At 67.2% G+C, this 25,367-nt stretch carries 22 protein-coding genes; 10 read left to right on the forward strand and 12 right to left on the reverse strand.

Translation table 11 applies throughout. From position 1 onward, the window contains the following. Nucleotides 1-121: 121 nt before the first annotated feature. On the reverse strand, nucleotides 122-2,422 hold the full coding sequence (locus ACR9ZH_RS10920) for an NADP-dependent malic enzyme (RefSeq protein WP_481290771.1): 2,301 nt from the start codon (nucleotides 2,420-2,422) through the stop codon (nucleotides 122-124). Between the two features lie 291 nt (nucleotides 2,423-2,713). Between ACR9ZH_RS10920 and ACR9ZH_RS10925 the strand changes: the two genes are divergently transcribed. Next, nucleotides 2,714-4,342 (forward strand): reprolysin-like metallopeptidase, encoded by a 1,629-nt coding sequence (locus ACR9ZH_RS10925; RefSeq protein WP_481290772.1) that lies wholly within the window; start codon nucleotides 2,714-2,716, stop codon nucleotides 4,340-4,342. After that, complete coding sequence (locus tag ACR9ZH_RS10930; protein WP_481290773.1) at nucleotides 4,261-4,722, forward strand: hypothetical protein; 462 nt, start codon at nucleotides 4,261-4,263, stop codon at nucleotides 4,720-4,722. Before ACR9ZH_RS10925 ends, ACR9ZH_RS10930 begins: the two co-directional genes overlap by 82 nt. Before the next feature lie 6 nt (nucleotides 4,723-4,728). On the opposite strand, the gene ACR9ZH_RS10935 is transcribed toward ACR9ZH_RS10930, so the two are convergent. Both ACR9ZH_RS10935 and ACR9ZH_RS10940 read right to left on the reverse strand, forming a co-directional pair. Beyond that, the gene (locus tag ACR9ZH_RS10935; protein ID WP_481290774.1) at nucleotides 4,729-6,009 is read right to left on the reverse strand and encodes a peptidase MATCAP family protein; all 1,281 of its coding nucleotides are present in this window, start codon (nucleotides 6,007-6,009) and stop codon (nucleotides 4,729-4,731) included. 149 nt (nucleotides 6,010-6,158) lie between these two features. Continuing rightward, nucleotides 6,159-6,905: an FAD-binding oxidoreductase gene (locus ACR9ZH_RS10940; protein WP_481290775.1), complete on the reverse strand. Its 747-nt coding sequence runs from the start codon at nucleotides 6,903-6,905 to the stop codon at nucleotides 6,159-6,161. A gap of 82 nt (nucleotides 6,906-6,987) precedes the next feature. On the opposite strand from ACR9ZH_RS10940, the gene ACR9ZH_RS10945 reads away from it, so the two are divergent. From ACR9ZH_RS10945 to dbpA, 8 genes are all read left to right on the forward strand, one after another. Then, the gene (locus tag ACR9ZH_RS10945) at nucleotides 6,988-7,920 is read left to right on the forward strand and encodes an ABC transporter ATP-binding protein (RefSeq protein ID WP_481290776.1); all 933 of its coding nucleotides are present in this window, start codon (nucleotides 6,988-6,990) and stop codon (nucleotides 7,918-7,920) included. Beyond that, entirely contained in the window at nucleotides 7,917-8,690 is a 774-nt protein-coding gene (locus tag ACR9ZH_RS10950) for an ABC transporter permease (protein ID WP_481290777.1), read from the forward strand. The genes ACR9ZH_RS10945 and ACR9ZH_RS10950 overlap by 4 nt, the downstream gene beginning before the upstream one ends. Before the next feature lie 4 nt (nucleotides 8,691-8,694). After that, nucleotides 8,695-9,414, forward strand: coding sequence for a pseudouridine synthase (locus tag ACR9ZH_RS10955; protein WP_481290778.1), 720 nt, complete (start codon nucleotides 8,695-8,697; stop codon nucleotides 9,412-9,414). Nucleotides 9,415-9,514: 100 nt separating this feature from the next. Beyond that, nucleotides 9,515-10,684, forward strand: a complete 1,170-nt coding sequence (locus ACR9ZH_RS10960) for a hypothetical protein (RefSeq protein WP_481290779.1) — start codon at nucleotides 9,515-9,517, stop codon at nucleotides 10,682-10,684. Next, nucleotides 10,681-11,667, forward strand: coding sequence for a hypothetical protein (locus tag ACR9ZH_RS10965; protein ID WP_481290780.1), 987 nt, complete (start codon nucleotides 10,681-10,683; stop codon nucleotides 11,665-11,667). Before ACR9ZH_RS10960 ends, ACR9ZH_RS10965 begins: the two co-directional genes overlap by 4 nt. A 49-nt stretch (nucleotides 11,668-11,716) precedes the next feature. Further along, a complete protein-coding gene (locus ACR9ZH_RS10970) occupies nucleotides 11,717-12,793 on the forward strand; it encodes a hypothetical protein (protein ID WP_481290781.1) in 1,077 nt (358 codons plus the stop codon). Between the two features lie 6 nt (nucleotides 12,794-12,799). Continuing rightward, on the forward strand, nucleotides 12,800-13,996 hold the full coding sequence (locus ACR9ZH_RS10975) for a hypothetical protein (protein ID WP_481290782.1): 1,197 nt from the start codon (nucleotides 12,800-12,802) through the stop codon (nucleotides 13,994-13,996). 82 nt (nucleotides 13,997-14,078) lie between these two features. Further along, entirely contained in the window at nucleotides 14,079-15,455 is a 1,377-nt protein-coding gene (dbpA, locus tag ACR9ZH_RS10980) for an ATP-dependent RNA helicase DbpA (protein ID WP_481290783.1), read from the forward strand. Between the two features lie 221 nt (nucleotides 15,456-15,676). On the opposite strand, the gene hrpB is transcribed toward dbpA, so the two are convergent. From hrpB to ACR9ZH_RS11025, 9 genes are read right to left on the reverse strand one after another with little or no spacing between them, the layout of a single operon-like run. After that, nucleotides 15,677-18,187 carry an ATP-dependent helicase HrpB gene (gene hrpB, locus ACR9ZH_RS10985; RefSeq protein WP_481290784.1) on the reverse strand — a complete coding sequence of 837 codons (2,511 nt, stop codon included), beginning with the start codon at nucleotides 18,185-18,187 and terminating at the stop codon, nucleotides 15,677-15,679. 40 nt (nucleotides 18,188-18,227) lie between these two features. Continuing rightward, a complete protein-coding gene (gspD, locus tag ACR9ZH_RS10990) occupies nucleotides 18,228-20,420 on the reverse strand; it encodes a type II secretion system secretin GspD (RefSeq protein ID WP_481290785.1) in 2,193 nt (730 codons plus the stop codon). A gap of 35 nt (nucleotides 20,421-20,455) precedes the next feature. Then, complete coding sequence (locus ACR9ZH_RS10995) at nucleotides 20,456-21,229, reverse strand: hypothetical protein (protein WP_481290786.1); 774 nt, start codon at nucleotides 21,227-21,229, stop codon at nucleotides 20,456-20,458. Then, on the reverse strand, nucleotides 21,226-21,828 hold the full coding sequence (gene gspM / locus ACR9ZH_RS11000) for a type II secretion system protein GspM (RefSeq protein WP_481290787.1): 603 nt from the start codon (nucleotides 21,826-21,828) through the stop codon (nucleotides 21,226-21,228). Before gspM ends, ACR9ZH_RS10995 begins: the two co-directional genes overlap by 4 nt. Further along, entirely contained in the window at nucleotides 21,809-22,957 is a 1,149-nt protein-coding gene (locus tag ACR9ZH_RS11005) for a PilN domain-containing protein (RefSeq protein ID WP_481290788.1), read from the reverse strand. Before ACR9ZH_RS11005 ends, gspM begins: the two co-directional genes overlap by 20 nt. Next, a complete protein-coding gene (locus tag ACR9ZH_RS11010; protein WP_481290789.1) occupies nucleotides 22,954-23,805 on the reverse strand; it encodes a type II secretion system minor pseudopilin in 852 nt (283 codons plus the stop codon). The genes ACR9ZH_RS11005 and ACR9ZH_RS11010 overlap by 4 nt, the downstream gene beginning before the upstream one ends. After that, the gene (locus tag ACR9ZH_RS11015) at nucleotides 23,805-24,464 is read right to left on the reverse strand and encodes a prepilin-type N-terminal cleavage/methylation domain-containing protein (protein ID WP_481290790.1); all 660 of its coding nucleotides are present in this window, start codon (nucleotides 24,462-24,464) and stop codon (nucleotides 23,805-23,807) included. The genes ACR9ZH_RS11010 and ACR9ZH_RS11015 overlap by 1 nt, the downstream gene beginning before the upstream one ends. Continuing rightward, a complete protein-coding gene (locus ACR9ZH_RS11020) occupies nucleotides 24,461-24,895 on the reverse strand; it encodes a prepilin-type N-terminal cleavage/methylation domain-containing protein (RefSeq protein WP_481290791.1) in 435 nt (144 codons plus the stop codon). Before ACR9ZH_RS11020 ends, ACR9ZH_RS11015 begins: the two co-directional genes overlap by 4 nt. Further along, nucleotides 24,892-25,335: a GspH/FimT family protein gene (locus ACR9ZH_RS11025; protein ID WP_481290799.1), complete on the reverse strand. Its 444-nt coding sequence runs from the start codon at nucleotides 25,333-25,335 to the stop codon at nucleotides 24,892-24,894. The genes ACR9ZH_RS11020 and ACR9ZH_RS11025 overlap by 4 nt, the downstream gene beginning before the upstream one ends. Between the last annotated feature and the right edge of the window lie 32 nt (nucleotides 25,336-25,367).

The raw sequence follows: 25,367 nt of genomic DNA on the forward strand, positions 1-25,367 counted from the left end.
AACGCGCGCTCATGGGGACTAAGTGGGGCCGCTGGGGTGGCGGGAAAACCTTTTCATGATAGCGCAAAGGTTCCCGCATACGCGTCGGTACGGCCGTTTCAATCGTGTTAAATCGGGAGAATCAGTCGTTTACGACCGTCCTGGGCTTGCCGGCCCGGATCTGCGCCTCGACACAGGCCACCGAGGTCATGTTCACCACCCGGCGGACCGTGGCCTGCGGGGTGAGGATGTGCGCCGGCTTGGCCACGCCCATGAGGATCGGGCCGATCACCACGCCGTCGCAGAGCACGCGGACCATGTTGTAGGCCGTGTTGGCGGCATCCAGGTTCGGGAACACGAAGACGTTCGCCTTACCCTCCAGGCGCGAGTTCGGGAAGATCCGTTCGCGCAGTTCGGGGGTGAGCGCCACGTCGGCCTGCATCTCCCCCTCCACCTCGAGGCGGGGCGCCCGTTCGCGGATGAGCCCCAGCGCATCGCGCATCTTCCGCGAGCTGCGCGTCTCGCGGCTGCCGAAGTTCGAGTTCGACAGCAGGGCGATCTTCGGCTGGATGCCGAACAGCTTCAGGCGGATGGCCGCCTGCAGCGTGGCCTCGGCGATCTGCGCGGCGCTCGGGTCTTCCTGCACATATGTGTCGAGGAAGAAGAATGTGCCCTTTTCCGTCGCCACGGCGGCCATCGCGGAGGCTTCGGCGACGCCTTCGTCCAGGCCGATGATGTCGCAGATGTAGCCGAGCTTGCTCTGGTAGTTGCCCACCAGGCCGCAGATCATCGCGTCCGCCTCGCCGCGTTCCACCATCAGCGCCGCGATCACCGTCGGACGCGAGCGGACCACCGCCTTCGCCGAGGCGGGCGTGACGCCGTTGCGCTCCATGATCGAGTGGTACAGGCGCCAGTAGTCTTCGAAGCGCGGGTCCGAATGGATGTTGCACATGTCGAAGTCCACGCCCGGCTTCAGGCGCAGGCCCGCGCGGGCGATACGCTTCTCGATGACATCGGGGCGGCCGACCAGGATCGGCCGTGCGAGACCTTCGTCCACCACCGTCTGCACGGCGCGCAGCACGGTTTCTTCTTCGCCCTCCGCGTACACCACGCGCTTGGGATCGGCCTTCGCGCGGTCGAACACCGGCTTCATCAGCAGGCCGGTGCGGAACACGAAGCTGGTGAGCTTCTCGATGTAGGCGGGGAAATCCTCGATGGGACGCTCGGCGACGCCGGAGTCCATCGCCGCCTGCGCGATCGCCGGCGGCAGCTGGATCAACAGGCGCGGATCGAACGGCTGCGGGATGAGGTAATCGGGGCCGAAGCTCGGCGGCTTGCCGCCATAGGCGCGCGCGCTCACGTCCGAGGACTCGCGGCGCGCCAGTTCGGCGATGGCCTGCACGCAGGCCACCTTCATATGCTCGTTGATCACCGTGGCGCCGACGTCGAGCGCGCCGCGGAACAGGTAGGGGAAGCAGAGCGCGTTGTTGACCTGGTTCGGGTAATCCGAGCGGCCGGTGGCCATGATGCAGTCTGGGCGCACGGCTTTCGCGTCTTCCGGCAGGATCTCCGGGTTCGGATTGGCGAGCGCGAAGATGATCGGGCGCTCCGCCATCGTCGCGACCATTTCCGGCTTGAGGATGCCGCCGGCGGAAAGGCCGAGGAAGATGTCCGCGCCTTCGACGATCTCGGCCAGCGTACGCTTGTCGGTGTCACGTGCGTAACGCAGCTTGTCCGGATCGAGGTCGGTACGGCCGGTGTGCAGCACGCCGTCGCGGTCGAAGGCGAGGATGTTCTCCTTGCGCATGCCCAGGGTCACCAGCATGTCGACGCAGGAAATGCCTGCGGCACCCATGCCGGTGGTCGCCAGCTTCACGTCCTCGATCTTCTTGCCGGTGACCAGCAGCGCGTTGAGCACCGCCGCGCCAACGATGATCGCCGTGCCGTGCTGGTCGTCGTGGAACACGGGGATCTTCATCCGCTCGCGCAGCTTGCGCTCGACCACGAAGCACTCGGGCGCCTTGATGTCCTCGAGGTTGATGCCGCCGAAGGTCGGTTCGAGGCTGGCGATGATGTCGACCAGCTTGTCAGGGTCCGTCTCGTCGATCTCGATGTCGAACACGTCGATGCCGGCGAACTTCTGGAACAGCACGCCCTTGCCTTCCATCACCGGCTTGCCGGCCAGCGCGCCGATGTTGCCCAGCCCGAGCACCGCCGTGCCGTTCGAGATCACCGCCACCAGGTTGGATCGCGCCGTGAGCTCGGCGGCCTGCCGGGGATCGGCGACGATCGCGTCGCACGCGGCGGCGACGCCGGGCGAGTACGCGAGCGACAGGTCGCGCTGGGTGAGCAGCGACGTGGTGGGCGTGACCTTGATCTTTCCCGGACGGGGAAGGCGGTGATATTCGAGAGCGGCTTGCCTCAGTTCCTCGGAAATGGCCATGGGATCCTGTGGGACGTAACGAGTAGGAAGGGCGGGCGGCCTCGCGGACCGCGACGCAAGCGGCCATGTTAGCACCGGGTGGCGGGGTCTCCGCCGCTACGGGTGTGAGGCATTGCGACAGGCTGTAATACGGATTCCCCGCCATCAACGGGATGCATAGCAGCCTTGCAGGACCGTGCGTTGGCGTACGGCGCAGGGGCGGCCGACGTGACGACCGGTGTCCGCCTACAGATTCTCGCCGGGCGCTTGGGGCTTCATCGGCAATTCCCGATGCCCCTGAAAGGATTCAACATGTTCCATCGTCATCCACTGCTACGCGCCGCGTCCGGGTGCCTGCTGTTCGCGACACATGCCGTCATGGCGACCGACACGATCTGGCGGGATGCTCCGCTGCCGGCCCCTGCATCCACGGCACGCGCCGCCAGCGACCTTCCCGCGCACTACCGCAGCGTGCTGCTCGACCGGCCCGCGCTCGACGCCGGCCGGCGGCGTTCCCGCCGCGCCGACGCGCCGGAAACCCTGGAACTTCCGCTTCCCGGCGGCGGCAGTTCCCGCTTCGAGCTCGAACGCTCCGATGTCTTGCCTCCCGGGCTGGCCGCCCGTTATCCATCGCTGACCAGCCTGCGCGGGCATGACGGAGCGGGCCGTCGCATACGGATCGACATGGCTCCGGACGGTGTCCATGCCAGCGTGCGCGATCCCGACGGCGACTGGATGGTACGCCCTGTAGCACCCTCGTCCGCGGCAAAGCGACAGACCGCCGAGCCACACATCGTTTTCCGCCGCGTCGACGCAGGCCCGGCTCGCGGCCGGAAGGAATCCGCGCCGGCCCACGGCACCGCCACTTCCGCGGGCAGGCCGGCGGGACGCCAGGCGCGAGCCAGCCACGCGGGTGGCGTGGTACGGACGTTCCGTATCGCCATGACGGCCACGCCGGCCTATACGAAGCACATGGGTGGCACGGTGGAAGCCGGGCTCGCCGGCATCGTCCGCACGGTGAACCGGGTCAACGAGATCTTCGAGAATGACCTGGGCGTGCACCTCGTGCTGGCCGAAGGCAACGACCGGCTCGTCTTTACCCCTGGCGGGGACAATCCCTTCGCGGACGTGCAGGGCTCGGACGCCGACATCGTCAGGCGCAACGTCGAGGTGGTCTCGCGGGTCCTGGGCGATGATGCGTTCGACGTGGGTCATGTGCTCGACGGACAGCGCGATGCCGGCATCGTTGGGGACATAGGCGTTACGTGCAAGCGCTGGACGGGACAGGCCGATGACCGCGACCTTTCCAAGGCCGCCGGCATGACCGGCAGCAGCCGGCCCTTCGGCGACGCCTTCCATGTCGATTTCGTGGCCCATGAACTCGGGCATCAGTTCGGCGCATCCCACAGTTTCAACGGATGCCAGGCGGGGGACCGCGACGAAGCTTCGGCCTTTGCTCCCGCCAGCGGCTCCACGATCATGGGCTATGCGGGCCTGTGCGGTTCCCACGACCTGCAGCCGCGAAGCGATCCCTACTTCCACGCAAGCAGCATCGAACAAGTGGCGGCGTGGACGGCGAGCGCCGGCGGCGCATGCGCCTCCTCGCGGATCAATCCATTGCCGGCGCCCTGGCTCGACACCGAAGGCTGGCATAAGCCGTTGATCGTCCCCGCGCGCACGCCCTTCCGGCTGGCCGGGCTCGCTTCCTTCGCCGCGCCGTCCGCGCAACTGACCTATACCTTCGAGCAGATGGACCTGGGCGATATGCAGAAGCCGGGCGTCGCCCTGGCCGATACCGGCGCCGGGCCGCTATTCCGCTCACGGCTGCCCAGCCCTGCCGGGGAACAGGCCTTTCCGCCATGTCCGTCCTGCTCGGCGAAGAGCCACTGGGCCTCGGTGACGCCTTTCCCACGGGCAGTCGCGACCTGCGTTTCCGCGTGACGGTGCGCGACAACCTCGATCAGCTCTCGCACGTGGTCTCCGCCGAGCGGGTCGTCAGGGTGTTCGACACCGGCAAGCCTTTCAAAGTGCTGGCACCGAGGGCGTCCGCCGTCCTGAGGCGCGGCAAGCCACGCCTCGTGCAGTGGGATGTCGCGCGCACGGCCGTCGCGCCCATTGCCTGCAAATCGGTACGGATCGACCTGTCCGTGGATGGCGGCCGCACCTTCCTCGACACGCCACTGGCAGAGGATGTGTTCAACACCGGCCGCCGCACGGTCACGGTGCCGCTGGATGCCGCCCCGACCCGCCGCGGAAGGCTCCGGGTCGGCTGCGTCGACGGGCGCTTCTTCGCGCTGTCGGGCGAGGTCGGGATCCGCTAGCCGCGCTCAGAGGCCGAGGGAGATTTCCTCGGCCTCCACACCCGCCATGTGGATGTGGTTCACGAACAGCGAGAAGGCGAGCTTGCCGGCCAGGCCGTGCACGTGTTGCATCCATGGCGGCAGGTAGCGCGGCAAGGCGATGTCGCCGCTTTCGAAGTGCGCCTCGAGGCTCATCACGTCGTGCAGGGCGAGCTTGCCCGCGAAGAGATTGCGCAACAGGTCCAGCCGGCGCTGGCGCAAGGCCCAGCGGAAGAATGTGTGCACGGCAAGCAGGCCGCTGAGGTAGACGTTGTCCTTCGCGAACGCCGAGCCGCCCGTCAGCGGCACGCCGCGGAACACGCGCTGCGCCGAATGGAAGCTGTCCGCCACGTTCTGTCCGCAGGCGCGGAAGTAGCGGAATACCTCCACGAAGTCGGCGCCGTTCAGGGCCATGTCGATGGCCAGGATGCGCAGGCTGATCCGCTTCAGCCGTGAGATGTCGATGGCGCCCGACATCAGCTCGGCGAACACGGCGAGCCCCTCCTGCGTCGCGGTGACGCGCGGCGAGGTGCGCGCCAGCGAGGCCAGCACGGGCTGCTCGCGTCCGTTCAGGGCCGTGAGCGAATGCACGAAGGCCTCGTGCGCCAGCAGCTGGTGACGGTCGTACTCGGTGAAGCGCACGCCGCCGCGCAGGCGGATGCGAGTGGCGCCGGCCGCCGCTTTCGCGGTGAGTTCCGGATCGACCTCGACCGAGATCGTGCCCGGTGAGAAAAAGGCGTCCAGCCGCTCGGCCATGTCGCGGCGCAGTTCCTCGGCCGGGATGTTGCCGGTGGCGTCCTCGGTCTCGAGGTCGGCGCCCAGCTCGTCGGCCAATTCCACGAAATAACGGGCCGCGTCGAGATTGCTGCGGTTGCTGCCAGGGATGGCGTCGCCCGGCTTGCCGTAGAGCAGGACGGAGGTATCGGTGACGCGCTCGGTGCCGGCGGCATGCAGCATGTCCGCTGCGATCCGCCAGGACTCGGCCGTGCGCCGCAGGTATTCCGCGATGGGATGGTCCTCGTCCGCCTCCGCCTCGATGGCCTCGAGTTCGGCACGGGTGTCGTCGAGCGCCGGCGGACGGTAGCGAATATCGGGGATCGAGAGACGTCCTGCGCCGAACTCCTCGATCAGGCGTTCTTCGATCGAAGCCGGCCAGGAGACCGTGGGGAGGATGCGGATGGTGCCGGCGGCCGCGAGGAGGCGCTGGTCGAGCGCCGCATAGCGCCTCATCTCGGGCGACAGGTGGTGCGGGGCGGCCTGGGCATGCATGGGTGCGGAGTATAGCCCTGTGGGAGCCGCTTCAGCGGCGATCCCGCGGCAGCGGGCAAGCTTGCCGCGAGCACCCAATCGCCGCTGAAGACGCTCCCACACAAAGCACGGTCTTGCAGGAGAACATAGGATCCCCCACAAAAAGCCGGTCAGCGAGAGGAAATATATTTTTCGCGGCGGATGTGCTGCACCGGCAGGCCGTGTTCCTTCAAGGCTGAAAACGCCGCGTCGACCATGTTCGGGTTGCCGCAGAGGTAGGCGATGTCGCTCTCCCCGTTCGGCTCCAGCTCGGCCAGCATGTCCTGCACATAGCCCAGGCGATCGTGCGGTCGCGGGCTGGGCCGGGCGCCGCGGGACAGGCAGGGGTAGAAGTCGAAACCCTCGTGAGTGCGCGCGAAGGCCTCGAATTCCTCGCCGTAGAGCAGTTCGCCCTCGTTGCGCGCCCCGTACAGCAGCACGAAGCGGCAGCCGCGTGAGGCGATCAGGGCCTCGATCTGCGGCAGCATGGCCCGGTACGGGGTGACCCCGGTGCCTGTGGCGATAAGGATGTAACGCTTGTTCTGGTCGCCTTCCATCAGGCAGAAGCGGCCGTAGGGGCCGCTGGCGTCCACCGTGCCGCCGTGTTCCAGCCCGCCCAGCAGGGCCGTGGCGGCTCCGCCGTCCACGTAGCTCACGGCGATCTCGATCCGTTGCACCGGGCCACTGCCGTCGCCCACGGTACCCACCGAATAGCTGCGTTTGGTCGGCTTTCCGTCGTCGTAGTGGAAATGCACCTGGAGGAACTGCCCCGGCACGAAGGCCAGCGGCTGGCCGTCCACCCGCTCGAAGGAGAGGTGGCGCACCGTCGGGGCCAGCATGAAGCTGTCGACGAGGCGGAGCGGGAACTGTTCGGCCATGGAAAGTCTCTGTTGACGCCGGGGAACGAAGCGGCCCGGCAAAGCCCGGTATAATAGGCGGCTTGTCATTTCGGCGCAGCCCATGACCACTCCCGCTTTAAACGTCAACGATTTACGGAAGACCTACGGCAACGGCGTGGAGGCCCTGAAGGGCATCTCCCTCACCGTGCAGCCGGGCGATTTCTTCGCCCTGCTCGGCCCGAACGGCGCCGGCAAGTCCACCCTCATTGGCATCCTGTCCTCCCTCGTGAACGCGTCCTCGGGCGATGCCGAGGTGTTCGGGGTGTCCATCCACAAGCATCGCAGCGAGGCGATGCGGCTGATCGGCCTGGTTCCCCAGGAGATCAACTTCAACCAGTTCGAAAAACCTTTCGACATCTGCGTGAACCAGGCCGGCTTCTACGGGATCGGCCGCGCGGAGGCCTCGGAGCGCGCCGAAAAGTACCTCAAGGAGCTCCGGCTCTGGGACAAGGCACACCACCAGGCGCGGATGCTCTCGGGCGGCATGAAGCGGCGGCTGATGATCGCCCGCGCGATGATGAACGAGCCGAAGCTGCTCATCCTCGATGAGCCCACCGCGGGCGTGGACATCGAGATCCGCCGCTCCATGTGGCAGTTCGTCAGCGGCATCAATGCCGCCGGCACCACGGTGATCCTCACCACGCACTACCTCGAGGAAGCCGAGCAGCTCTGCCGCAACATCGCCATCATCGACCAGGGCCGCATCGTGCAGAACACCACGATGAAGAGCCTGCTCGCCACCCTCGACGTCGAAACCTTCGTGCTCGACGTGTCCGCCGTGCCGGACACGCTGCCCGCCCTGCCCGGCGTCATCCTGCGCAAGCTCGACGACCACACCATCGAAGCCGAAATGTCCCGCGCGCACGACCTCAATTCCCTGTTCGCTGCGCTGTCCACGCACGGCGTCACCGTCACCTCCATGCGCAACAAGGCCAACCGCCTCGAGGAACTCTTCGTGAGGCTGGTCGAGCACGGCCGGGAGAACGCGGCATGAGCAGCTCCACCAACCTCGTCGCCCTGGGCACCATCGTCCGCCGCGAAATCATGCGCATCATGCGGATCTGGACGCAGACGCTGATTCCGCCCGCCATCACGATGACGCTGTACTTCGTCATCTTCGGCAAGCTCATCGGCAGCCGCATCGGCACGATGCACGGCTTCACGTACATGCAGTACATCGTGCCGGGCCTCGTGATGATGAGCATCATCACGAACAGCTACGGCAACATCTCCTCCTCGTTCTTCGGCGCCAAGTTCGGCCGCTTCGTCGAGGAGATGCTGGTGTCGCCGATGCCGAACTGGGTGATCCTGCTCGGTTACGTCACCGGTGCCGTGGCCCGCGGCGTGATCGTCGGCGCGCTAGTGCTGCTCATCGCGCTGTTCTTCACCGACCTGCACGTGGCCCACCCCATCGTCACCTTCCTCTCGGTGGTGCTGGGCGCCTCGGTGTTCTCGCTGGCCGGCTTCGTCAATGCGGTGTTCGCCAAGAAATTCGACGACATCGCGCTGGTGCCGACCTTCGTGCTCACCCCGCTGACCTATCTCGGCGGCGTGTTCTATTCGGTGGACCTGCTGGGCGAGCCGTGGCACACCATCTCGCTGGCCAACCCCATCCTGTACATGGTGAACGCCTTCCGCTTCGGCGTGCTCGGCGTGAGCGACGTGCCCATCGTCACGGCCTTCGTCGTGATGCTGGTGTTCGTGATCGGCCTGGCGGCGGTCGCCCTGCGCCTGCTCACGCGCGGCGTCGGCCTGCGCTCCTGAGGCCATGCGGGTCAACAAGTACATCAGCGAGTCGGGCATCTGCTCGCGGCGCGAAGCCGACGACCTGCTGGCCGCCGGCCGCGTCACCATCAACGACGAGGTCGTCGGCATGGGCGCGAAGGCGCTCGACGGCGACGTCGTCAAGGTCGATGGCGAGGTGGTCGTCGCACGCACCCTCATCGCCAGCCCGGCGAAGAGTCGCGGCGTCTACATCGCGTTGAACAAGCCGGTGGGCATCACCTGCACCACCGACACCACGGTGGACGGCAACATCATCGATTTCGTCGACCACCCGCAGCGTATCTTCCCGATCGGCCGGCTGGACAAGGATTCCGAAGGGCTGATCCTGCTCACCAGCAACGGCGACATCGTCAACGAGATCCTGCGCGCGGAGAACCACCACGAAAAGGAATACCTCGTCGCGGTGAACAAACCCGTGACCGACGAGTTCCTCAAGGCCATGGCCAAGGGCGTCATGGTCCACGGACAGATGACGAAGCCCTGCCGTACGAAACGGATCGCAAAGTACGGGTTCTCGATCGTCCTCACCCAGGGGCTCAACCGGCAGATCCGCCTCATGGCCGCGGCCTTCGGCTACCGCGTCACGCAGCTCCGCCGCGTGCGCATCATCAACGTGAAACTCGGTCATCTCAAGGTAGGCCAGTGGCGCAACCTCACCGAGTCCGAGCTGAAAGGTCTGCTGCCCGGCCGCACCAGCTTCTAGGCCCTCGCCCGGTGTAGGGCACCCCTGACTCCAAGCCCCACACGCTCCCACACCGATCACGAGAGCGGCCCTCTATGGGCGATGCCGGCGGTCGGAGAAAATGGATCCTCCGACGCATCTTGCATGCGTGCAGATACGGAGTTTCCCCGACATGAAGTCAATCATCCGGCTGATCTTCCTGGCCGCGCTTGTGTCATCGCCCGAGCGCGCCATCTCAGCCCCACCCATCGTCGACGTTCATCGCGAACTCGTTCGCTACCGGGCAGTTCACCACGGCGTTTCACGCGCGCTCGCCCACGATACGCGCGGTTTCATCAACATGTTCCTGGACGATCCCTATTCGCCCTATAGCAAGGTCGAACCTCTACCTTCGATCGTGAATGAAATCTGGTGGCCCGACTTCGTCGAGGGTTTGCCGATCGCCGCAGCCGACAAGGGCCGCGCAGCACTCGACACGCTGCAGTGGCAGCTGGGCCTCACCAAAGCCAGGCCAGGCATCGAACTCGCCGTCAGCGAATCGCAGGCGAAGCTCTATGGCGGCAGGGAAGTCGCGGCCAACGCCCTGAAGGCCGGCGTCGACGCGGACATCTTCTGGAAAGCCAGGGACCTCAATGGAAGCCTTTCCACCGTCGCCGCGGGCTACGCCGTCGCCCTGCAGTTGCTTCGCGACAAGGTCAACACGGTAGCGCCTTCCGATCACGCGGCCGCGGGCATCAAGCCGGACGTACTGGAGCGCTACCTGAAGCAGGACAAGCCGGGTGCCGTCAGTGAATACGACACACGGTATCTCGACGACCTCCTGAATTTCGCGATCGGCGACAGCCGGCTGAAACTCGATGCCAAAGGCGATCCCCAGCTACCTGCCCACCTTCGGGTGGCGCGTGTGGCCGCGGCCTATTCCGATGCGGCCGGCTACTTCACCGACCCACCCTGCAAGGGCAACACACCGTCGGCGGGCGACGACTCGATGCCAGCTAGCGGACAGCTCTGCCTCATCGCTGCCACCGACCGTGCGGTTCATGCCTGGTACCGGAAGGAAAAGCGTTGGCAAACAGAAGCGCTGCACCTTCACCGGAGCCAACACGAGGGCAAGCACGGCTTCCTGACCCTGATAACCGTGGTGCTCGCCCTGACTGATCTTGCCGCTTTTCTCGAACCGGTCGAGGCCTCCTTCGTCGACGAACTCGCCGCGTCGGGTGAACTCGAGGGAGCGGACGCCGAATTTGCCGCCAATCGCTCCAACCGCCTGACCTGCAGGATTGAAAAATGATCAAGCACTTCACGCTCGCGGTGCTGCGGGCAGTAGCAGTGACGCTATACCTCGCTTCGGCCACGGCCCAGGCGGGCAGCATCGAGATTGTTCCCGGCGGCGACGACGCCATGATCGCGATGCTCAAGAGCCATTCCGACACCTTTGCCAATGCCTACCTGAGAATGTTCCAGAGGGAACGCCTGTCACTCAGTGGCAGGCCTCTCAACAAGATCAAGGCCGCCATGCATACGTCCGTCATCGCACGGATGGAATACACGTACGAGAGGAACGGCAAGACGTTTACGCGCACTTACTACGGACGAAGCGGGCCCGCCATGAAGGTTGTCTACGAGAGAGCCACCTTCCCTACGCCTGCGAGCAACGGCGCATCGGCCAGCTCAACTGGCGGCGAGACATCGGGATCGGACTCCGGATCCCGACGATACATAGCCACGCCTGAAGACATCGCCCGTGATGCGGAGGAGCGAATCTACTACCCCCGGGACCCATCCTTCGTACGCGCGCCCAACCTGTCTCCCGAAGGCTCGATGGTGGAGGCGACCGAGGTGAAAACCGCTGACGGAAGGGTCGTCAGTCACGCTTCCGATGCGGAGCTGAAAATATTCAGGAAGATCGAAGCGGACATCGCATCCGGCGAAGTGAGCAAAGGAGGCAAGCTGCTCGGCTACGTGAGCAAGGCGGTATGCGACTCATGCGAGCGGGCCTCCGCCGCGTTCGCGGAGGAGTTCGATATCGACGGCACGATCTACCAGCTCGTCGAGCCTGCGAGCGGTATATCCGAACTCGATCCACTGCTGGCCAAAAGCAATGCTTCATCCATCAAGTTGAAGAGCATACGCAAGGCGTTCGCCGACAGGCATTTCAGCGCAGCTGGAGTCAGCGCGCCGATCGAAGATTATTGGATGGAGGTCGATCGACTCGGCGCGATCGAACTCGAAGAATCCGGCAGCATCCGCACCGGAGCGCCGTGCGGTGAATGACCGCCGGAGCCATCCCGGGTACCCCGCCGCACGCTGCGGCTGCTTAGCCATGCTCGCCTTCCTCCTGCCGGTTTGCGCGTCGGCGGCAACCCTCGATGGCATCGACCTGCTGTCCCGCCTCCAGCGCGAACGCGTGGCTCGGCTGGGTGCCCGGGATGCTTTCACTACCACCAACGCGGCACTCATGGGCCAGATGCTTGTCGATCCTTCCTCGCCCTACTCGGCGACGGTGGAGAAGCCCCGTTTCATCAACGAGGTCGACTGGCCCGAAGTGCTCGCCGGTTTGCCTGGCAACGTCAGCAGCGAGGACGCGCTTGCAGCGCTCCACCGGGATCTCGGCCTTGGCCGTGCCAGGCCCGGTATCGACGTTACCCCCGGTACGGGGTTTCGCGATCCCTTCCTCGGCGCCAATGCGGCCAAGGCGTCCGTAGATGCCGATATCTTCTGGCACACCTTGGACATGGCTGGCTATCGACATTCGGCCAAGGCGGCGACGTATGCCGTCGCCGCGCAGATCCTGCGCGAGCAGTTGGCGACAACCGCTCCAGAGCGCTGGGCCGTGGTTGGCGTCGACGCGGGCGTGTTCCGGCGCTTCATGGCAACGCAGCATCTGGACGAGGTGGCCGATTACGATCTGGAGTACCTTTCCACCCTCATACAGCACCGCCTTATCCACCGGGAAGTGGCCACGTCGGGTGTTCGCAACCCGCCGGTCGCCTTCCGTATCGCCCGCGTTGCCGCCGCTTATCGCGATGCGCAAGGCTATGTTGCCGCTCCACCCTGCAATGCCGATGCTTCGCCGGCCTGGCGAAGCGCGGGCACGGGAGCCGATGGCGACGAACGTCCGCTCTGCTTCGTGGCGGCAACCGACCGCGCGGTGCATCGCTGGTACAGCGGGGAAATACAGCGAGAGGCGGCCTGGGTGCCTCCGGCGGAACATTCCGGCCTGCAAAAAGCGCTCGACTTCGTTGGCGCCCTGCTTGCTCTCGTCGACCTGGCGCCGCTCGTCGAAGTGATGGAGGCCGTCGTAGCCGACGAACTGGCTACCGCCGAGATATTGACGCCGGCCGAGGCTGAGGTCGCCGCTGAGCGCGCCGATCTTCTTTCCTGCGCCATCCCGGAGTAGAGGTCCATGAAGCGATGCTGCATCGCGTTGTCGTTGGCCGCCCTCGCCGTACCCGGTGCGACCCTGCGTGCAACCGGCGCCGTCACCATGAGCCGGGTCACGCTCGACGAGGGCAACGTCACCGCGCTGCTGGAAAAGACGAGCCAGTATCACGTAGACGCGATGCGCAACGTGATCGATGCACACTATCGGGACAACTATCGCGCCATCCGTTGGGAATCCCTGGAAAACACGATGCGTGATGCACCGCTGGCACGCCTGGAATACCACTACACCTTGAATGGCGTCGAGCAGGTCAGGGTGTATCACGCCATGGGCGGCCGGCCGCTCGGATCGATTGCGCGGTCGATCTTCGAGGGTCCCACCCGTCCTGGCACGCCGGAGACGCCGGTCTCGCCCGGCATACCGGGCGCGCCGGCCGATGGCGATGAGGCCCTGACGATCGACCCCTATGACCTCGAGAGCGAAGCTGTCGTCGATGCCGAGGACAGTGTTTTTTTTTCCGGCTTCAACGAGTCCAACGTGCGTGCCCGGATTCTCCCCGCCGAAGGCTCGGTGCTCAACGCTTTCGCCGACGAGGAACGCAATCGCGCCTTCGATCCCGAATTCAAGGCCATGCGTGCCATTGAGCACGATCTCATCACGGAAGCCTTGCCCCGAGGAGGAACCGTTCGGGGCTTCGTGAGCACCGCCACGTGCTCATCCTGCAAATACGCGATGCAGCGGATGGCCGACACCTACGGAATGGATATTCACATGACGAATATCATCGACCGGCTTACGCCCAGCGCACGGCATCGGCTCATCAATGCCGGGACGGCGCGCATCAAGGGCGCACTCCTGGTGGACGCGGCGAGCGGGCGGCCGCTGATGGCAGCCGATCTGCTCCACGGCGCACGCGCGGGCCAGATCCGGCAGACACTGAGCCCCCGGGCCATGGGCCGCACCTTCAAAGGCATGTCATGGACCCGCCGCACGTTACAACTGGGGATACCGATAGCTCCCCGCCTTCCCCGGGTTTCGGAGAGTTCCGGCTCGCCCGGAAACTCCGGCAGCGAGCGGTCTCCCTCGGTCCTCAGCGAGAGGCCGCCTTCGAACGAGAGGCCTTCTTCCACCAACAGCGAGCGGGCCTCTTCGACCGGCGGTTCGCGACCTCCTTCGGTCAACAGCGACGCCGTGGAAACATCCGGCCCGCGCTGCTGAGGCAGCCGGCAGGCAGGGTCCGCCCGCCCGCGAACGAGGCGGTCCAGCAGTACTCGCGCCTGTACCGTGCGATCATGAGGGCATGAACGACTTCAGCCAGACCGATCTCCTGCCCGCCCTCGTGACCGCCGTGGACTCCCTGGGCTACAAGGCGATGACCCCGATCCAGCAATTGAGCCTGCCGCCGATCCTGGCGGGCCGCGACGTCATCGCCCAAGCCCGCACCGGCAGCGGCAAGACCGCCGCCTTCGCGCTCGGCCTGCTGCAGAAGATCGACGTCGAAGCGATCCGGCTGCAGGCCCTCGTGCTGTGTCCGACGCGCGAACTCGCCGACCAGGTGAGCAAGGCGATCCGGCGTTTCGCCGTGAACATCCCCAATATAAAGCTCCTCACGCTGTGCGGAGGCATGCCACTTGGGCCGCAACTCGCCTCGCTCGAACACGACCCGCATATCGTGGTGGGCACGCCGGGCCGCGTGCAGGAGCACCTTAAGCGCGGCAGCCTGCATGGCGGCGGCATCAAGGTGCTGGTGCTCGACGAGGCCGATCGCATGCTCGACATGGGCTTCGAGGAAGCCATGGACGACATCGTCAAACGCATCGCGAAGCACCACCAGACCTTGCTCTTCTCGGCCACCTATCCCGATGCGATACGTGCCGTCAGCGCGCGCATGCAGCAGGATCCGGTCAGCGTGTCCGTGGAGGAAACGCATGACGAGACCAGCATCGAGCAACGCTTCGTCGAAGCGGAACCGCCGGTCAAGGCCGACGTGCTCGCGCGCATCCTCACCCAGGAGAAGCCCGAGGCTGCGCTGGTTTTCGTCAATATGCGCAAGGACACCGAGACCCTGGCGGCCGAACTCGACCGGCGAGGATTTTCCGCGCTGGCCCTGCATGGCGATCTCGATCAGCGCGACCGCGACGAGGTGCTGGTGCGCTTCGCCAACCGCAGCTGTACGGTGCTCGTAGCGACGGACGTGGCAGCACGCGGCCTCGACATCGCCGACCTGCCCTTGGTGGTGAGCTACGACGTCGCACACGATCCCGATACACATACGCACCGCGTCGGCCGCACCGGCCGCGCCGGGGCGATCGGTCTCGCCATCCTGCTCGCCGGTTCGCGCGAGTCGAACAAGCTGCGTGCGATCGAGGAGCGCCTTGGCGCTCCCCTCGCCCGCTATCCGGCGAAGCCGGGGGGCGATGGCAGGAAGGTGCTGAACCTCGCGCCGATGAAGACACTCGTGATCGACGGCGGGCGCAAGGACAAGATGCGCCCGGGCGATATCCTGGGCGCGCTCACCGGCGATGCAGGCCTCGACGGCAAGGACATCGGCAAGATCGACGTCTATGCCACGCGCGCCTACGTGGCGATCCGCCGCGACCTCGCCAACAAGGCGCTGGAGCGCCTGCGCGCAGGAAAGATCAAGGGTCGCAACTTCCGCGTCCGCGCACTTGCCTGAGCGGACGGCGCTGACTCACCGGATCACCCGCGCTGGCCGGATCATTGTAGGAGCGCGCCTCGCGCGCGACATGTTTTGAGGCCGTGACCCGGAGCTGGCGCGCAAACTCCAGACCTGGCGCGAAAGGCGGTCGCGCGCAAGGCGCGCTCCTACAACGCGGTGATCAGGCACCGCGGGTTTCGCCCCGTTTGATCAGGCATCGCGAGGTTTCGCTCCGTTGATCAGGTGCCGCGCGGTTTGGCACGGTGGGTGGCCGTGGCTGTCCAAGGGTCGTCTGGCCAAGGATGCTTCGGATAGCGGCCTTTCAGTTCCTTCTTTACTTCCGGATAGGTGCGATCCCAGAAACCCGCCAGGTCCTGGGTGACCTGGATGGGCCGCCCCGCGGGCGACAACAGGTGAAGCGTCACCGGTACGCGCCCATCCCCCACACGCGGCGTGTCGGCCAACCCGAACAGTTCCTGCAGCTTGACCGCCAGCACTGGCGGGGCCCCCGCATCGTCGTCGCGCGTACCGTATTCGAGCCGACGCGTCATGCCGCTCGGCACTTTCAGTTCCTCCGGCGCATGCGCATCCAGTGCGCGGCGCTGGTCGTAATCCAGCATCGACGCCAGTGCCTGCGACAGTTCGGCTGCCTGCAGCGCCTCCAGCCGTCGCTTGCCCACGAGGTGGGGCGACAACCACGCGTCAAGGTTGCGCAGGAGCGCCTCGTCGCCGACATCCGGAAGACCGAGTTCGGGACGCCACGCACGCAGCGCCTCGATGCGTGCGCGCAGACGCAGGGCCTGCTCGCTCCACGGCAAGACCCCGATGCCGCGCGCCCGGATCGCGGCCAGCAGCACCTGCATCGCATCGTCGTCGGTCAGGGGTACCTGCCGGCGCGACACGACGAGTGCATCGAAGCGCCGCTCCTCGAAGCCCTCGGCGATCTGCCGGGCCTCGTCCCAGCGCACCACGCGCTCGACCACGAAGCGCTCGGCGTGGTCGCGCTCGAGCACCGTGGGATCGAATGGCGCCGCCGCGAAGACAAGGCTGTCGCGCGCATCGAGGCGGAGGTCGAGCACGACCAGCCACGGTTCCCCGTGTAGGGCGCTTGCCTCGTGCAGGCGTGCGCCGCGACCGTTGGCCAACTGGTACCGCAGCGGTTGCGCATCGTCGCGGCGAGCGACGCGGTCCGGAAACGCGTGGACGAGCAGGTCGCCCACGGCGTGGCTATCCGGCACGCCGCTCGCCCCGGTGCGTACGCCCAGGCGACGGCGCCAACCCGCCGCGGCCTTCTCGATCGCCGCCAGCGCACCCACGTCGGCGGAACCCTTTTGGGCGGCGCGAGCGCCGCCGTCGCGCCACAGGTGGAGCGCAGCGACACGCTGGCGAAAATCGTCGGTCCTTCCCTGCTCTCCGCGCAGCGGAGACCGCGCCTCGACAAGCGCCAGCAGGTCGGCGACGAGCGGGCGATGCGAGGCCGGCGCACGCAGCGCAGCGGCGGCCAGGCGCGGAGTCGCACCCAGCGCCAGCATCTCCCTGCCGAGGCTGGTGATGGCAGAGTTGCCGTCGATGGCGCCCAGCCGGCGCAACAGGTCGCGTGCCTGGCCCATCGCGCCTGCAGGCGGCGCATCCAGCCAGGGCAGTTCTTCACTGCCCCAGCCGGCCAGTTCCAGCGCGAGACCGGAGAGTTCGGCGTGCTCTATCTCGGCGCTGCGCGCCGGCTCCAGCCGGCGGCTCTGCGGCCAGAGACGATAAGCGACGCCTTCCGCGACGCGGCCCGCGCGGCCGGCGCGCTGGTCGGCCGAGGCCTGCGAGATCGCGACCGTCTCGAGACGCGAAAACCCGGATGGCGGATCGAAACGCGGTTCGCGCGCGAGGCCCGTATCGACGACCGCGCGAATGCCGGGCAAGGTCACGCTCGATTCCGCGACGTTGGTCGCCAGCACGACGCGCCGCACCCCCGGTTCGGCGGGCGCGAGTGCGAGCTGCTGCTCCGCCAGCGAAAGATCGCCGTGCAATGGGACCACATCGACCTCTTCCATGCCGCGCTCGAGCATGCCCCTCGCGCGCTCGATCTCGCGTCGGCCTGGCAGGAAGGCGAGCACGTCGCCGTCCGTTTCGCGAAGCGCGAGCTGCACCGTACGAACGAGATGCTGTTCGATCGTTTCCTGCGTTCGCGCCGGCGGGTGCTCGATGCGGACGGGGAAACTGCGTCCAGGACTGGATAGCCGCGGTGCATCCAGCCAGCGGGCGATACGTTCCCCGTCCAGGGTCGCCGACATCACCAGCAGACGCAGGTCAGGACGCAGCGCGGCTTGCACGTCGAGCGCAAGCGCCGCACCGAGATCGCCGGCGAGGTGCCGCTCGTGGAATTCATCGAACAGCACCACACCGATGCCGTCGAGCGACGGATCGTCCTGGATCATGCGGCCGAGGATGCCCTCCGTGACCACTTCGATACGCGTGCGCGGGCCGACGCGCGACTCGAAACGGATGCGGTATCCGACCGTTTCGCCCACTTCCTCGCCGATCTGCCGGGCCATGAATGATGCGGCCGCGCGCGCGGCGATGCGCCGGGGCTCGAGCATCACGATGCGGCCGCCGGCAAGCCAGGCCGCGTCCAGCAGGGCGAGCGGCACTTGTGTGGTCTTGCCGGCGCCTGGCGGCGCCTCCAGCACCAGGCGAGGGCACCTGGACAAGGAGTCGACGATCTCGGGCAGCAGCGCGGAGATGGGGAAGACGGGAGTCATGCGCGGGTATGTTACGCAAGCCCGCAGGCGCGGTGCGAAGTCAGCCCTCCACCTCGCTCCCCTGCGCAGGCGACGGTTTCGTGGCCGAGGCTTCGAACGGCCGCAGGGAGCGGAACTTGCGCCGGTAGTCGTCGGAGACGCGCTTGGCGTCTTCACCGTTCGCGATCACCCTGGGCGTGATGAGCACGATCAGTTCCGTGCGGCCGGTTTCGTTCGAACGGTCGCGGAACAGGGCGCCGAGCAGCGGAATGCGCGACAGCACGGGCACGCCGCTCTGCGTCGTGCTGGCGCGGTCCTGGATCAGGCCGCCCAACAGGACGGTCTGCCCGCTCTGCACCGCGACCTGGGTAGTGAGCTTGCGCTTGGAGATGGGAAGATTGCCCTCGCTCACGCGCGTCATGTCGGGGCGGCTCACCTCCTGGACGACATCGAGATACACGAGCCCGCCGGGATTGACCCTGGGACGTACGTCCAGGATGACGCCGGTATCCTTGTACTCGACTTGCCCTATCGGATTGCCGCCGCCCAGGCCGGGGGTAAAGAAGGTCTGCTTGACCGGGAACTGATCGCCCACCTGGATGCGCGCCTTCCGGTTGTTGACGACGACGAGCGACGGCGCGGACAGCGTCCTGGTATTGCCGTTCTGCTCCATGGCGCGGATCGCCACCGACATGTTCCTGTTCGCGAACGAATAATAAAACGTGTCCGTTGGCCGTTGAGGCGCATTGCCCAGCTTCCATTGCTGCTTGTTTCCGGGCTGCGTCACATCGCCGTTGCCGCCGGCGAGGCCCTCCAGATACCACTGGACGCCAAAGCGGAATTCGTCGACGAGGTCGACTTCGAGGATGCGCGTTTCGATCTGCACCTGCAGGGGCGTGGCGTCGAGCCGGTCGATCGCCTGGCGGATTTCCGCCCACTGCGAAGGCCGCGCCCGGATCATCAGCTGATTGTTCGCGTCGATGGCCGTCACCCGGATACCGGAACGCGCATCGCCCGAGGGCGTGGACGCGGCCGCCGGTTTGGGCGGGCTGAAGAAGGATGACGATTCGTCCTGCGAGCCATCGCCGGCAAGCGCCGTCGTGCCGCCGTTCTTCACGTCGGTATCCTGGTCGCCGAGCGACGTGGCGGAGAGGCCGGGCGCGACGCTCGGCGGGGAATCCCCGGCCACTGCGCCACCGAAGACGTTGCCCACGTATTTCGCCACGTCCGATGCCAGCAGGTTGCGTACCTCGTAAACGAACAGGCGCGGCTCGTTGCCGCCTCCGCGGTCGATGCGGGCGATCCAGTCACCCACCTGTTCGACATGCTCCGCGCGCGTCGCGATCACGACCAGCGCATTGGTCCGTTCGATGGGAATGAAGCGGAACAGGCCTGCGATGGGCGTGGCGCTTTTTTCTCCGAATACCGATTCCAGCGCCGGCAGCAACTCGCCCACCGAGGCGTTCTCGAGGCTGAAAACGCCGACCGACATGCCGGCCACCCAATCCACGTCGAAGGTATCGATCGTTTCCTGGTAGTTGGCCAGTTCGTCGCGCGTACCGGCGACAACGAGCACGTTGCGCGCCGGATCGGCGAGCAGCACCGCGCCGGGCAGGACGAAGGGCTCGAGCAGCTTGGCCATCGCCGGTGCCGCCACATGGCGCAGCGGGAACAGCCTCGCGTTCGTGCCCGCCGCCGGCCTGGCGGCCTTCAGGCTCGGCGAGACGCGTCCCGCCACGGCACGGCTGGCTGGAAGGATGCTGTACCGGCCATGCTCCCGCACTAGCGCGTTGCCGGTCCACGAAAGCAGCGTTTCGAGGATCGGCAAGGCCTCTTCCTGCCTCACGGGCTTGGCGGTGGAGAAGGAGATGGAGCCCTCGACGCCCGGTGCGATCGAATAATTGGCGTCGAGGAGATCGCCAAGGATCGCCTTCACCACCGCCTCGATCGGCTGGTTCTCGAAGTTGAGCGTGACCGTACCCTGGCCTTTGACTTCGGGCTTTGGCGTGTCGGCCGCGCGCGCGCGAACGAAGCGGCCGTTGCCGCGGCTGATATCGCCGGCGTGCCGCGCGGCCATCGCGTCCGCTGGATGCTGCGCATCATCGCCGGCGGGAGGAAAGGGAATGGGCACCGGCGCATCGACGCCGCTGAGGGCTTCGCGTTCCAGTCTGCCGTCCGACTTCAGGTTGTTCGGGGTGCAAGCCGCCGTCAGCAAGGCCATAAGCACGGCCGTGCCGAGCATTCCGCGTTTCATGATGTGGTTCCTCCTTCCGTGGGGCGCGATGTCCGCTACTTCGAATCCGTGGCCTGCTGCTGTCGTTGCTGCTGTTCCATGCGGCGCTTCTGCACCGCCTGCTTCAAGGCTTCGATGCGCGCGCGCTGGAGTGCGTCGTCGTCCTGCCGCGGCTGTGCCGTGCGCTCGGCAGACGGTCGCGGCAGCGACGGTCCGGTCATGCCGGATGTGGCCTGCCGCTCGACGTGCACGCCACCGTCCGCTGCCGCAGGCTGCGGCCGCGGCGGCACGGGCGGCTGGCCCGGCATCGGTGGCATGCCCGGACGTTGCTGGCCCTTCGCGGGCGCATCGGGAGCGGCCACCTTCAGGGTGAGTTCGCGGCGTTCGCCGCCGCTTTCGAATACCGCACTGCGCGGCGACAGCGATGCCAGTGTCCAGTGACCGTCGGCGAGCGCGCTGCCTTCCTTCACCCGCACGGTGCTGTCCTTGCTCTTGTCGCGGAGCAAGGCCATGCGCAGGCCGGGTGTGACGATGATGCCCGTGAGTTCGAGATCGCCGATGTTGCCGGTGTCGTCGCCCGCGTCCGCCACGGCGGCCGGTTTGCGGTCCGCCATGAACAGCGGGCGTTCCCAGACTTCGGCGAAGCGCGCCAGCATCGTCGGTGCCGGCATGGCCACCGGGCGGGCTGCAGGCAGGGGCTGGGGCGGGCCCGGCGGGTCCCAGCGCACACCGCGGCCCACGCCCAGGAGCAGGGATACGAGGAAGGCAGCCAGGACGACCGCCACGGTGGCGAGGACCGGCGTCATGCGCCGCTGGCCGGCCGCGTTCACGAAGCCGCCTTCGCCGCACCCGCGGCATGGATGTAACCGGAAACGGTGAACTGCACTTCCATCGGTGCCGCGGCGCCGGAGCGCACGGCGACAGGGTTGCGGTAAATGCTGAAGTCTTCGATGAAGAGGTACGGGGTCTTCTCCTCGATGTCGTGCAGCACCGCCGCCATCGGCTGCATCTGGCAGCGCAGGCTGATGTTGACGGTGACCTTCCGGTACGGATCGCCGGCCTTTTCCTGGCTGGGCACGGACATCTTCTGGACGACGTCGCACGCACCGTCTTCGCGATGGGCGGCAGCGACGTCCACGATGCGCTGCATGAGGCCGGCGGCAGCGGCGTTTGCATCATCGCCCGGCAGGAAGGCATCGCTGCGCGTCTGGCCCTGCTCGAGCGCGGCCAGGCGCTTCAGCAGCTGCGGACGCTCCGCGATGGCTGCGGCGTAGCGCCGCTCGGTATCGCGCAGGTCGTCCATCTGCTCGGAGATGGCCAGCTGCGGCGCCACGAACCACCAGTGGACGAGGGCGAAATAGCCGGCAACGACCACGACCACGAGCAGCAGGATCGCGGCGGCGCGGGATTCAGCGGGCTTCATGCGCATTCGCGGTCTCCGGCTTTGGCGTCAATGCCTTCGCCTGCATGTAGAAGCGCTCCTTGCCGGAGGTGGGATCGGACTGGATGGTGCCCTGGAAGCTCGGTTCACCGATGGTGCGCGCGCCCTTGAGCGCGTCGATCAGTCGCGCCGCCTGCGGGCTCTGGCCCTGGAAGCCCAGCTGTCCCGTGGCGTTGAGCGTGAAGCGCTCCAGCCAGGTGTCGTCCGGCAGCCGGTGGGTCAGTTCCTCCAGCACGGGAAGGATGGCGGGGCTTTCGGTCTTCTTGCGGGCGAGGAAGCCGGATGCGCCGGCGCTGTCGGTCAGCCGCTGGCGCAACGCCGCGACCTTCTGCGCATCGGCGCGCATCGATTCGACGGTGGCGGACATCTGCTCGAGTGCGGCATTCCTGTTCTGCAGCCACATGGCCATGCTGGCGACGACGAGCAGCACGATCACCGCCACCAGCGCCGCATTGAGGCGCCGGCGGCGATCGACCCGCCGCGGCGCGCGCGTCGGGGGCAGCAGGTTGACGCCGGCCAGGGCGCTGCCCTGGCTTACGTCGACACGGTCGGGGTGAATGCCGAGCGCAGCAAGTTCGTCGAGCAGGGGATCGAGCGTGGAGCGCGGCGTGGCTGCGAGTTCCGCGACGAAGCGCCCTTCGGCGGCGCTCTCGTCGAGTTCGCGGACGCCGTAGTGGATGTCCTCGGCGCGGAAGGGCGTCTGCCGGTCCAGGTCGAAGCCGACCACCTGGCGCAGGTTGTCGCGAGCCGCGACCGGCAGCACGAGGCGGCGGCGCAGCACCTTCGAGGAGGGAAGCACGAGCGCGACGCGCCGGTCGGCGGGGTCGGCTTCCGCGAGCGCGTGGGCCAGCAAGCCGGCGCGGTGCTCCGCTCCGTCGATATCGGCAATCTCGGCGAGGGCATCGACCTCGCCGTCGCGGCGCAGCCTCCAGCCGCCCTCCGTCCTCTCGATGGCGTACCAGCGTTGGCCCCCGGCGAACGCGGCGCGCCAGCGCGCCGGCACCAGGGGTGCCAGTTCGCCGCCCCACCAGCGCAGGAAGCCGGGCAATGCGCTGCCTCGCCAGGCACGGCGCATGCGATCGAGCTGTAGCTGGGAGGCGTCCTGCAATGTCGTCATTCAGCGTCTCCTTCGCGCCAACGCAACACGGCGTAGGGCTGGGCTCCCGATCTTATCCCACGCAATCGGATCGTCGATGTAAGGGAACTCTTGGTTCCGTCGCTAAGGATCGCTTCCGCACGTATCGTGTGCGTGACACCGTTCCCTCCCGCGGCGGCGGAACCGTCGAGCTGGCCGCGCTTCGCCAGGACCGCGGCGGCTCCCGCCTGGCCGAGACCGGGGATCGCCGCGAGCGCCAGCGGCTGCGCGTGTTCGCTGTTGGGCCGCTCGCGGCCGGACCAGATGGTGAGGACCGGCGCCACCGCGGTCCACGTCGCCGGGTCCATGCCCAGCACCATGCGCGCTTCCTCCACGGAGGCAAACGGGCCGTTGCGCGGTCCGTAGGCCAGCCCGGCCGCCTCGTACTGGGGCTTCTTCGCGCCGTTCGGCGAGGCCGCGTCGCCGGGGCGGCGCCAGTCCTGGATGGCGGCGGAAAGACTGTGGGCCTTGTCGTCGGCCATGCCCGCGGCCTTGAACAGGCTCGTGAGCACGTCCCCGGACGCCGCGTTGAGGTCTACCTTGCCATCCTCGTCGACGATGGTGATGGTGACTTTCGCGTCGTCGAATTCGAACGGGTAAGGCCGGCCGTCCGCGACCCAGCGCGAGCCGACGTTCCGGCTCTGCAAACCTTCGATGGCACGCATGACGCCGGCCTCGGCCGCGTAATGCGCCCGCGTCTGCGCGTACTGGTAGCGGGCCTGCAATCCCTCCGTGCGCGCCAACGCGGCGAACCCTCCCAGCATGATCGCCAGCAGAGTGCAGCCCCAGAGCACGATGAGGAGGGCCACGCCCCGGTTGCGCCGCGCCATCATCGGGCTCCCCTGCCCGGGAGGCGCCCCATGAAACCGTTGCGCGACGCGGAGGGATCGATCCGCACGGGCGCCACCAGCGTCGGAAAGGCGACGTTACCGTCCGCCTGCAACTCGAGCCGCACCAGCGAAGGGGTGCGGCGGCCGTCGGACCATTCGCCTTGCCAGTCGCCCGGACGGTTCTGTTCGTCCATGCCGCGATAAGCGAACGCGCCCTTGCGGATGCCCCGCAGGAGCACTTCCGGCTCGCCGAGCGGCTGCGGATCGCTGCCGTCGGGCGGCAACAGCGCGAGACGCACTTCCAGGCGGTAACCGGAGCGGCCGTCCTCGACCAGCGCGACCGTCTGCAATTGCGGGCCGAGCCTGGAAAGATAGCCCGGCAACGGCGCGACGAAGCGCAGCGTATGGTCGTCGCCGGCAAAGACGATGGGATCGCCCTCGTCGGTCTGGTCGAATGGCACGACCAGTGCCTGGGCCAGTTCGGCGCGCAGGAAATTCTGCGCCGAACGGATGGCGTCCATCCGTTCGATGGCGGCATCGCCGCTGCGGACGATGCGCGTCGCCGTGCTGATGCCGGAATACACGCCGAGCAGCACGATCGTCAGGAGGGCGAGCGCCGCGAGCACCTCCATGAGGCTGAAGCCGCGTGCGTGCTTCATGGCGCACCGCCCCCACCCGAACCGGCAAGGCGCAGCGTGGAGAAGCGCGCGTGCCGCTCGTCGCCGCCCTGCCCCCAGATGACGTCGAGGTCCAGGCGGTACATGCCGCCGGCGCCTTCGTCGGCTCCGCTCTGCGCATCGTCGGCGGGGACGTCGCCGGGGGGCTGGTAGCGGCTGACGTTCATCCGCCAGCGATAGGTATCGTCGAAACGCCCGTCACTCGCGCCTTCCCGCACCGGCTCCATGACGAACGCACCGTCCAGCAGGGTGCGCGCGCGCAGCGCCGCCTGGGTACGTTCGTTGGCCCTCGCCGTGAGGCTGAGGGAACTCCCGGCGACCTGCATGAGCGCCGCGAAGGCGATCGCGAGCACTGCGATCGCCGCAATCACTTCGAGCAGGCTGAAGCCGCGCTGGCGAAGCCGCGCGTTCATTTCGTATCCACCACGCTCACAGCGCCGGTAAGCCATGCCACGTTGACGTGCCACTCGCGCTGGCCGCGCTTGAGCGTGATGCGTCCGCCGGTCGAACTGCCGTCGGGGAAGAAGCGGATGCGCCCCGTGGTCGCGTTGGCCTGGTCCTCGCGCGCGCTGGTGATCGAGACGCGCATGTCCTTCGGCAGGCGGACGCCGGGCTTGCCCGGCGCCTGGTACGTCGAAGCCGCGGTATCCACCTCGAGGGCGAGGCTCTGGCCGCGAACGATCGATTGCGCGCGCGTCCAGCGCAACGCCGCCGCCAGCTCGCCGCTGGCCGCGTTGACACGCGCGCTGGCGAGCCCCTGCGTCACGGGAATCGAGACGGCCGCGGCGGCGATCGCGATCAGGAGGATCACGGCCAGCATCTCGAACAGCGTGAATCCCCGTGGGAAGCGCATCACCTTGATGGCCCTTCCTGAGGTCATGACGT

Source organism: Luteibacter sp. SVR4-7G (genome assembly GCF_056755555.1).